Consider the following 9,483-nt stretch of genomic DNA (forward strand, 5'->3'; position numbering starts at 1 on the left):
CCCCAGTCTCGAGTACTGCGATCGCCGATATCGGGGTCGATCTCTCAGAAATTATCGGCACATCCCAAAAGAGTTGGCTACCGAAGGCGATCGCAAATTTGGGCTTAGAAAGCGATATGACTCCACAAGCTGTTGGAGAGCGAGTTCCCGGAAGTCAGCAGGTCTCGAATTTAGGAGATTCTGATGAGTTTGTCGTTAGTGAAGTTGCCGTTGAAGAGATTCCGGGAATCGAAAAATATAAGTTCACTTTTCAAAAAGATGTAGAGTCGGGCGGGCACGGACTCACAAGTGTCACCCTAGTTTTCGACCCAGTTCTAAAAGCAAGGTTATCTTACGAAGAACTCGCTCAAATTCTGGCTCTCAAGTACGGAGAACTCGAACCCGAGAAGCTCGAAAGACAAGAAGCGTTTTGGTTCGGACCGGATTTTGCGACCGCCAACCTAATCGATCGAGGAACGGATTTGGACGGCTACGAATTGGAGGTGATGATGCCAGATTAGAAAATAGAAGGACGATCCGAAATGCTCGCTGCGGTCAATTTCGGGCTGTCTTGAATCAGAATCCCGATCGCTTGAGGAGAGCGCGCGTATTGCTTTTATTTAGAGACCAGCTTTTTAATCGAACCCATGATGGCAGCTAAACTCGCCAAGCTATAGCCAACCACCTGAGTAAAAGTATCCCCTTGCTTCGATGTCATTATTTCTATGCGTTCGCCCGACTCGATATCGAGGGTTTGTTCGATGCTTTTTTTGGGAACGATCGTCCCCAAGAACCCCAACGCGATGCTCGCTGAAAAAATATAAAGAAAGAAGCGATCGGGGATTTTCTTTTTTTCTTTTAGCTCGATTTTAGGTCGGGTGCGGTTTTGGTTAAATTTTGTTGGGTTTGAACGAGCTGAACTTGGATCGTTCGATTCTGAATTGACGCGATCGCTTTTAAAGTTTTGAAAGTTTGGAAAATAGCGATCGAGTTCTTCTGTGGGTTCGTTATTTTGATTCACGAGCGATTATTAGATGAAAATAATATAATAAAAAATATAAATAGCAGTTTATCTCTTTTGAAAAATCAGTTTGGCGATTAAATATAGCAATCCTCATATTTGTGAGGTACACCCAAGTTATATCTTCCATTCCCCATTCCCCATTCCTGGTTACTGAGCCTGTCGAAGTGCCCATTCCCCATTCCCCATTCCCAGAATCTCTGTACCTCATGGGTGTGAAAAGCGCTATATATCATTTATTCCAATCGAGCGGACAGTTTTAAATTCAAAATTGAAAATCCTAATATCAGTAAAAATAGAACCAAACCGATCGCACAAGCATAGCTCATTTCTAAATAGCTAAATGCTTGTTCGTAAAGATAGTAGACAATCGTTTGAGAACTATTTCTCGGTCCTCCCTGAGTCATAACGAACACTTCTTCAAATACTTTCGTAGCTGAGAGGGAAGAAATAACGGCGACCAGAAAGAGATAGGGTTTCATTAAAGGAACGGTAATATCTAAATGTCGTCGCCAGCCATCGGAACCATCCATTGCAGCAGCTTCGTATAACGCAGAAGGGATGCCTTGCAACCCCGCTAAATAAATGACCGTATAATACCCTAACCCCTTCCAAATGGTAACCGCCATGACACTAAAAATTGCTAGTTTGGGACTGGTTAACCAGGGAATACCATTTTCAAACCCGAAAAATTGGACGAATCGATCGAGAAATCCATTTTCGGAATACAACCATTTCCAAGCAATTCCCGCCACCACCATCGAAATGACAACGGGAGTATAATAAGCGGTTCTAAACCAGAGAATGCCTCGAAGTTCGCGATTGACTAAAATTGCTAACCCCAAAGGCAATACGACTAAAATCGGGACGACACCGATTAAATACAGCAGAGTTTGCCGTAAGGTTTGCCAGAATAGCGGATCGATCCACAACCGTTGAAAGTTGGCAAAACCGACCCAGTCAGGTGCTTGAGTGAGATCGTATTCATAGCGAGTAAAGCTGAGGTAAAATCCCTGAAGTGCGGGATATATAACCGCGATTGTCAAAAAGAATAATGCTGGAAATAAAAAGAGATAGGGTGTGAGTTTGCGAAGTACAATATCGCGATTTTCCAGCATGAGTTTTAACTTATTCTTGCAGGGAAGGTGTCGAAGTCTCAAAAGATGAGATCTGCTTGACTTGTCGGGCAATGATAATCGATTCTGTCACCCATTTCAAGAGGTAGTACAAACCGGCAATAACGGCAAATGTAATCGCTAATATCATTAAGGGACGTTTGTCAAATAGCTCGTTCATCATTTTTTGCAGAACTGTATCGAGTTGAGTGACTAAGTCCCAGCTATTAAAACGCCAGAATCGACCCAAATAAATCCCGATCGCACACAAACTATGAATTAAGAACTCTGCAGCTAGAACAAACCGTCCTAATCCTTGGTGCTTCATGTATTGTCCCAGATTTATTAACGATAAAACATAAGCTTGAAACCCAATTCCGACAAAGACTAAATATTGAGGAATGAGAACTAAAGTAATCAGCCATGCGGAGTAATCGCGACGGATATCCTCAATCAAATGAATAATATCTGTGAGAACGTAGGGCGCATTGGGCAAAAAAGCGATAAACACCACAAATCCCAGCCACCAAAATACAGAGCGAGACTTGTTTTTTCCCAAAATCAAAATTTCGACTCCCATGAGCAAAAGTGTCATCACAGCGGCAACAATTAGATAGCTGGTGCGGATATTTTGCAAGACACTGAGTATCATGTTGAGGAGGTAAGACGGGTATTTTAAATACGTCCCTACGAACATCGCTCCTGTCAACCCGACCACTCCCCAACGAAAAAAGCGCGATCGAGGCCAATCGAACAGCCACAGACTTAAGGCAAGGGGCAATAACGCCAGAAATAAGTTCCAAGTCATCCAAACTCGGTTGGTAAGAAGCGTATTCCAAATAGTATTAATCGAGTGCATGAGTTTCGCGGGTGAAGTAAAAGAAAAAAATCAAAATAAAACGCTGATAACGGAGAGGCGATCGAATTTTATTTCGATGAAAGAGGAAAAATATCCAACCTCGATTTTTTATTGTTTGTCCGAAGAAACACTACACGATGAAGCGGCAAAATTCCGGATCGGAATCTCGATTTTGAACTGGGTTCCCCGATCGGGTTGGGAAAGACAAGTTAATGTTCCCTGGTGAGTTTCAGTAATAATTTGGTAGCTAATAGACAAGCCGAGACCCGTTCCTTTGCCAACAGCTTTGGTCGTAAAAAACGGGTTGAAAATTTTAGCTTGAATCTCTGGTGGAATCCCAGATCCGTTGTCGGCGATCGAAATTGCAACGCGATCGCCCTCTAAGGCTTGAGTACGGATGCAGATCGCGGGTTCGGCAGTACGAGGAAATCGATCGTCATCCCCCGGTTTGTCCGTCCAATGATGGCGATTTTCATCTAAAGCATCGATCGCATTGGACATCAGATGGGCAAAGACTTGATTGAGTTGGCTGGGGTAACATTCCACTTTCGGTAAATCCTCCAATTCTCGAATCACCTGAATTTCGGGCAAATTAGACTGACGGTGAAGGCGATGTTGTAGCATCAGGAGCGTGCTTTCAAGTCCCTCGCAGATATCAACCTGCTTCAGACCCGACTCATCTAAGCGAGAGAAATTGCGCAGCGACAAAATAATGGTGCGAATACGCTCGGTTCCACTTTCCATCGAGGCGATCGTGTCAAAGACATCCTGTTTGAGAAATTCTAGATCGATTTGCTCCACCCATTCCTCAATGCGATCGTTTTCTTGGGGATACTCTTCTTGATAGATTTCGAGTAAATCGAGTAAATCTTGCGTGTAGTCTCGAACGTGAGAGAGGTTGCCATGAATGAAGCCGACGGGATTATTAATTTCATGAGCCATTCCCGCCGCCAGTTGACCCAAACCGGACATTTTCTCGGTGTGGACGAGTTGGGCTTGGGTGAGTTGCAGCTTTTCGAGGGTTTGTTCGAGTTGTTGGGCTTTTTCTCGTTCGCGGGTTTCGCTCTGGCGAAGGGCTTCGTCGATTTGCATTCGCTCGACGATCTCGATTTGGAGCTGCTTGTTGGCGTGTTGAATTTCTCCAGCCCGTTTTTCCACTCGTTGCTCTAACTCCGATGCAGCCGATCGCAGTTGAGCTTCGACTCGGACGCGATCGCTAATATCGCGCGCCACCCAAATGACCGTATCTGCCGACATCGGAGAAAGATTGACCCCAAACCAAACCTCTTTTCCATCCAAAACGAGACTGTATTCAAAAGAATGAGGCATTTGGGTGACCAACACCTTTTGAATGCCTTCGAGAAATTCCTCAGCTCGTTTTGGGCCCACAACATCCTCTAGGGTTCGTCCCGTAGGGTCCCAGAGCGAGCGATAAACCGAATCGGGGCTGGTGGGGGCGACTTTAATGAAGTATCCCCGATCGTCGAGGATAAAAATCAGATCGGTCATCGCCGCGAGTAATGCCCGCAACTCGGCTTCCGATGCCCGCAGTTCCAATTCTGCTAGGGCACGATCGCTAATATCTTTCCCGATGCACACGACCCCGCGAACTTCCCCAACCGGATCGACGATCGCTTTGCCGCGCCATGCCATCGGGAGCATTTTGCCATTGCCACAGGTAGCTTTAGCATCAAGCTCGATCGGATCGTGGGGGTAAAAGAGACTATGTTCGATCGCCGCGAGTAATGGATGGGTGGCTTTATTAATTTGAGGCGGTAAGATGGTGCGAATCGGCTTTCCCAACAGTTCTGCTTCGGAATATCCCAGCAGGCGTTGGGTCAAGGGATTGAGATACGTAATATTGCTCTGGGCATCCAGGCGAACGATGGCACAGTGGGCATTTTCAACCAATTCCCGATACAACGCTTCTTTTTCGCGCAAGTCGATGGTTTCCCGTTCGAGTGCATCCCGCTGTTGTCGGGGATTGTCGAGTCCTTTAAACGCAGAAAAACCCACCAGCAGTGCCAATAGGCCACCCCCACCGCGCAACCACCACAAAACGGGCGATTGGTAAATCCAGCCGGTCTTGGGCACTGCGGCTAATTGCCAGTAACCTTGGGGTAAATCGACATTGACGATGGTGGGATCTTGTTGGAAGATAGCCCCGTCGCCGGCAAACACTTCCCGATCGGGAGAACCGTTACTGTCGCGCAAGCTATATTTTAGAGAAGTGAGAGGATTGAGAGCGCCGACGGCTTGCAAAACCGACGTTAGATCGACGGCGAGGCTGACAGTTCCCCAATAGGTTCCGCTTTCGGGAGGTGCGCCGGGAGGGGTGATGAAAATCGGCGATCGTTCGATAACGATCGAGCGACCGTCGTCTAGAGCGATCGGGGGTTCGACGATCGAATTGCGAGACTCGATGGTACGAGCGATTGAAGCAGACCGATCGAGATCGATCGCTTGCCAATCGAAGGGGCGATCGTTGGGAGAGTAGGTGTAACCGGGCGAACCTTCCTTGCTTCCCGCCCGAACCAAGTTTAAACTTTCGACATCGGGCTGCTGCGTCACAAGAACCCGTGCGAGGCGATCGAATTGGGCTTCGTCGATGTCGGGGTGAGTTGAGATATACGCCACTAAGCCACGGGAGAGCGCCAAATTGCGATCGATTTGGGCTTCGAGGGCGGCTTCTACGGCATGGAGTTTATTGAGAACGTTGACTCGGTAAGCGGTTTGGAATCGAGTTCGTTCTTGTCGCTCTAAAATCGACACGGCACCGAGAACGATAAGTGTGGCTAAGGATGCCGTAATGTGGGAAAAAAATCGAAACTTCATCGCCAAATTCGAGCTAAGAGCAGAAACAATTGGAATCCCATGGATTTCTTTATACTTCTACTCTAAGAGGAGGTTTGGCAAAATGCCTAGTTCTAGTCGCCACGATCGAGTCGTCAAGTACTGACAGTCAATCCTCGTATCTCGGTCGAACGATCGGATTTAGAATAGCATCAGAGCCTTACGGGGCTTCACGTTTGTGTTTTTTCTCTTTGACTTCTCCCCCCAAACTCAGTGCGCGAAGTACGATACCTCAATTTGGGAAAAGGCGACTGCGATCGCATCGGCTTGAGATAGATTCGAGGAAAGGCGCGATCGTCTTGAAAAGATGCAAACATTGTGAAGATATCGTCGATTTGACCGTTATCTTTTACACTAAAATTTCGGTCGATCGCGATAGATTATTCGAGTGTTCGATCGCATCAAATAGTAGCAGAAAGCAGACAAAGGAAAATCGATTTGTTACCAAAATTGATGTAGGAATTCAGTTGCCTTCGATCTAGAATTCCCCTAACCCCTTCGGTCGAAGAAAACTGTTGGGGAATCTCCACAGGTCGCTGAATCCTTTCAAATTGATCCGAAAATTTTGGGGTGAAAATTTACTTTTAGGAGGGATGCGATCGTGCCATATCTTCAAATTCGAGGTGTCGAGCATTACTATGAGTGGGTGCGATCGCCGGACTGTTCGGCAACCCAACCGGTGATGGTGTTTTTACACGGCTGGGGCGGTTCTGCGCGATACTGGCAAAGTACCGCCGAGTCCATCTCGACTCAATTTGCCTGTTTGCTCTACGACCTGCGAGGATTCGGGAGGTCGCGCCTTCCTCAAAATGCCGAAATTGACTCCCAAATTGACTCCCAAATTGACTGCGAACTCGAAACCTATGCCGAAGATCTCGCAGAGCTATTAGACAGTCTGGGCATCGAAAAAGTATACCTTAACGCACATTCGATGGGGGCAACGATTGCCACTTTATTTCTCAATCGCTATCCCCAGCGAGTGGAAAGAGCAATCCTCACTTGTAGCGGCATATTTGAATACAACGAGCAAGCTTTTAAGGCCTTTCACAAATTTGGCGGTCAGGTGGTGAAAGTCCGTCCCCGATTGCTCCTGTGGATTCCGGGAGTCGATCGAATATTTATGGCCCGGTTTCTCCACCGTTCTCTCCCCAGTCAGCTCAGGCGGGAGTTTTTGGAAGATTTTATCCTGGCAGACTACCAAGCAGCTCTGGGGACGATTTACACCTCTGTGAGCCAGAAAATGGCCTTGGGGATGCCCGAGGAATTCGCCCGCATCCAGACCCCCACCCTATTGGTATCGGGGGAGTACGATCGCATCATTCCAGCCGAAATGGGCGAGCGAGCTGCTAGTTTGAGCGAAAACGTTGAATATGCTCTAATTCGCGATACCGGTCATTTTCCCATGTTAGAGGATGCTTCTAGCTATCTAGCGGCGGTACGATCGTTTTTGGAATCCTCCGATCGCTAATTTCCGAATCCTTTTGGCTTAGACTTCACACAAGCTTGTAGTTGCGATCGCAACTTGTCATGGTCTAAGTTCTGACCGATGAGCACCAGTTGGGTTTTGGGTTCCCCTTTCCACTCTTCATCATCGATGGAAAACCGCTTGCCACTCAGATGGAAGACGTGACGCTGGGGACTTTCGGCGAACCAGAGAATGCCTTTGGCTCGGAAAATGTTGTCAGGAAGCTGGTTGTCGAGAAAGTCCTGAAACTTACGAATGACGAAGGGTTTATCGCTCTCGAAGGAGATGGATGTAAACCCATCATTTTCTAAATGGTTGGAGTGGTGGTGATGGTCGTGGCCGTGGTGGTCGTGGTGGTCGTGGTGGTCGTGGTGGTCGTGGTCGTGGTGGTCGTGGTCGTGGCTGTGGTCGTGGTGGTCGTGGTCGTGGCTGTGGTCGTGGTGGTCGTGACCGTGTTCGGTTTCTTTTTGCTCGAAATAGCGATCGGACTCGAACAATCCGACACTGAGAATCAACGGCAGGGGAACCTGAGATTTTGTCGTTCGCAGAATTCTCGAGCCTTCCTTAATCTCGCGAATCCTCACTTCAAGCAAGTCCACATCCGCCTCATCCACCAAATCTACTTTGTTGAGGAGAATGATATCGCCGTAGGCAATCTGGCTGTAAGCCGCTTGGGAATTGAACAAATCGAGGCTGAAATTCTCGCAATCGACCATCGTAACGATCGAATCGAGGCGGGTCATATCCCGCAGTTCCGTTCCCAGAAATGTCAGTGCCACCGGCATCGGATCTGCAAGTCCCGTGGTTTCCACCACCAAATAGTCTACTTTCTCCGGGCGCTCCAGGACGCTGTAAACAGCATTGAGCAAATCGTCATTGATAGTGCAGCAAATACAACCGTTGCTCAACTCCACCATACTGTCTTCCGTGGCGACGATCAGCTCGTTATCGATACCGATTTCGCCGAACTCATTCACCAAAACCGCTGTTTTGACGCCATCCTGATTGGTGAGGATATGGTTGAGGAGCGTGGTTTTGCCACTGCCGAGAAAACCCGTGATGATGGTGACGGGAAGACCGTGCTTGGGCGCATCCATTACCGAGGGAACTGTTTGGGAATCTACGGTTTGCATAGCGTCTTGCTTAAACTCGATCGACGGCAAATTCTTATGATATCCCGTTCGGTGGGGAGATGGGGAAAGAACGGACAATGAACAATTGACAATTGACAACGAAAAATCAGTGAATCGTTATTCTCTCCCCCTCTCCCCGAATTGGGGGTGACGTTCTACAGGCTCGATTTTCTCAAATGCGTTTAATATTGAAGTGCAAGAGCCCAAATCTAAGGAAAGCGAGTTCGGGCAAAAAAAATCCCCCAACAACCAAGATAGGGCGGGGGAATTCGTATTGAGCTTAGTGGTTATTGTGAATATTACGACGATCGCCCGAACGATCGCTTCACCACAATGGAGGAGTTGTTTGTCCCCTGAATGGGGGAGTCCCAGGCGATGCCGTTGCAGGAAGATAAAATGGCGCAAGGACGATCGCGCTTTACTACTTCAAAAACCGTCCGGCAAGCTTCATCACATCGCCCATATCCACATCGCCATCGCCATCGGAATCTAGGAAGCTATTGAGGACGGGATTAGCTCCGGCTGCGGAATTTTGCCCTTCGCCAGTTTTCAAGAAATTCAGCACCAGGGGAACTAAAGTGGGTAGCAAAGCCTGAATCGTTGCCGCGTTGACCCCCGTATTTTGGGATGCGCTTTGCACCACTTGCTCCTGTTGCTGGGGAGAAAACAGCGCCGATACCGCTTGCGGGTTGAACCCCGTACCGGCAAATTGATTGATTAGACCTTGAACGCCACCCATACCATTGGCGGATTTTTTCTCTTGCAAGGCCCCTCGAACTTGGGAACCCACCACTGACATCAGAGCCTGGGTGGTAGAGTTATCGAGGTTCTGCGTATTGCTGGTTTCTTGCAAACTGCCGAGAATGCTGCCAATCTGGCCGGCACTGGCTTGGAGGTTGGGGTCGCTCATCGCCCCAGCAATTTTATCGAAAAGTCCCATAATTTTTATTTTGCGTATTTTTTACGATCGGCGATCGCCATCGATTGTACTCTCTCCATTTCCAATTTGGCGATCGATAATAAAGAAATAATCTTTTTCTAGCAGTTCGCGCCGGTAC

Annotated in this window: 8 protein-coding genes; 2 read left to right on the forward strand and 6 right to left on the reverse strand. The window is 47.8% G+C overall.

The features are described from left to right. Positions 1-500, forward strand: a 500-nt coding sequence (locus tag IQ235_RS10465) for a hypothetical protein (RefSeq protein ID WP_264321414.1), incomplete at its 5' end; no start/stop codon positions are given. Between the two features lie 95 nt (positions 501-595). Here the strand turns inward: IQ235_RS10465 and IQ235_RS10470 are convergent. From IQ235_RS10470 to IQ235_RS10485, 4 genes are all read right to left on the reverse strand, one after another. Then, positions 596-1,000, reverse strand: a complete 405-nt coding sequence (locus IQ235_RS10470) for a hypothetical protein (protein WP_264321415.1) — start codon at positions 998-1,000, stop codon at positions 596-598. A 236-nt stretch (positions 1,001-1,236) separates the two neighbouring features. Next, entirely contained in the window at positions 1,237-2,118 is an 882-nt protein-coding gene (locus tag IQ235_RS10475; RefSeq protein WP_264321416.1) for a carbohydrate ABC transporter permease, read from the reverse strand. 10 nt (positions 2,119-2,128) lie between these two features. After that, positions 2,129-2,923 carry a DUF1361 domain-containing protein gene (locus IQ235_RS10480; protein ID WP_264321417.1) on the reverse strand — a complete coding sequence of 265 codons (795 nt, stop codon included), beginning with the start codon at positions 2,921-2,923 and terminating at the stop codon, positions 2,129-2,131. Between the two features lie 159 nt (positions 2,924-3,082). Continuing rightward, on the reverse strand, positions 3,083-5,809 hold the full coding sequence (locus IQ235_RS10485; protein ID WP_264321418.1) for a PAS domain S-box protein: 2,727 nt from the start codon (positions 5,807-5,809) through the stop codon (positions 3,083-3,085). A gap of 619 nt (positions 5,810-6,428) precedes the next feature. Between IQ235_RS10485 and IQ235_RS10490 the strand changes: the two genes are divergently transcribed. Further along, the gene (locus IQ235_RS10490) at positions 6,429-7,295 is read left to right on the forward strand and encodes an alpha/beta fold hydrolase (RefSeq protein ID WP_264321419.1); all 867 of its coding nucleotides are present in this window, start codon (positions 6,429-6,431) and stop codon (positions 7,293-7,295) included. On the opposite strand, the gene IQ235_RS10495 is transcribed toward IQ235_RS10490, so the two are convergent. Together IQ235_RS10495 and IQ235_RS10500 are read right to left on the reverse strand one after the other, a co-directional pair. After that, positions 7,292-8,425 (reverse strand): CobW family GTP-binding protein, encoded by a 1,134-nt coding sequence (locus tag IQ235_RS10495; protein ID WP_264321420.1) that lies wholly within the window; start codon positions 8,423-8,425, stop codon positions 7,292-7,294. The genes IQ235_RS10490 and IQ235_RS10495 overlap by 4 nt on opposite strands. Positions 8,426-8,846: 421 nt before the next feature. Next, the gene (locus tag IQ235_RS10500) at positions 8,847-9,365 is read right to left on the reverse strand and encodes a hypothetical protein (protein ID WP_264321421.1); all 519 of its coding nucleotides are present in this window, start codon (positions 9,363-9,365) and stop codon (positions 8,847-8,849) included. Positions 9,366-9,483: the final 118 nt, after the last annotated feature.

Origin of the sequence: Zarconia navalis LEGE 11467 (genome assembly GCF_015207075.1) — a bacterium.
Taxonomy (GTDB): domain Bacteria; phylum Cyanobacteriota; class Cyanobacteriia; order Cyanobacteriales; family Geitlerinemataceae; genus Zarconia; species Zarconia navalis.

Excerpts from the sequence above, each read along its gene's own strand:
- IQ235_RS10475 (WP_264321416.1), bottom strand. The coding sequence starts at position 2,118 with ATGCTGGAAAATCGCGATATTGTACTTCGCAAACTCACACCCTATCTC.
- IQ235_RS10480 (WP_264321417.1), bottom strand. The coding sequence starts at position 2,923 with ATGACTTGGAACTTATTTCTGGCGTTATTGCCCCTTGCCTTAAGTCTG.
- IQ235_RS10485 (WP_264321418.1), bottom strand. The coding sequence starts at position 5,809 with ATGAAGTTTCGATTTTTTTCCCACATTACGGCATCCTTAGCCACACTT.
- IQ235_RS10495 (WP_264321420.1), bottom strand. The coding sequence starts at position 8,425 with ATGCAAACCGTAGATTCCCAAACAGTTCCCTCGGTAATGGATGCGCCC.
- IQ235_RS10500 (WP_264321421.1), bottom strand. The coding sequence starts at position 9,365 with ATGGGACTTTTCGATAAAATTGCTGGGGCGATGAGCGACCCCAACCTC.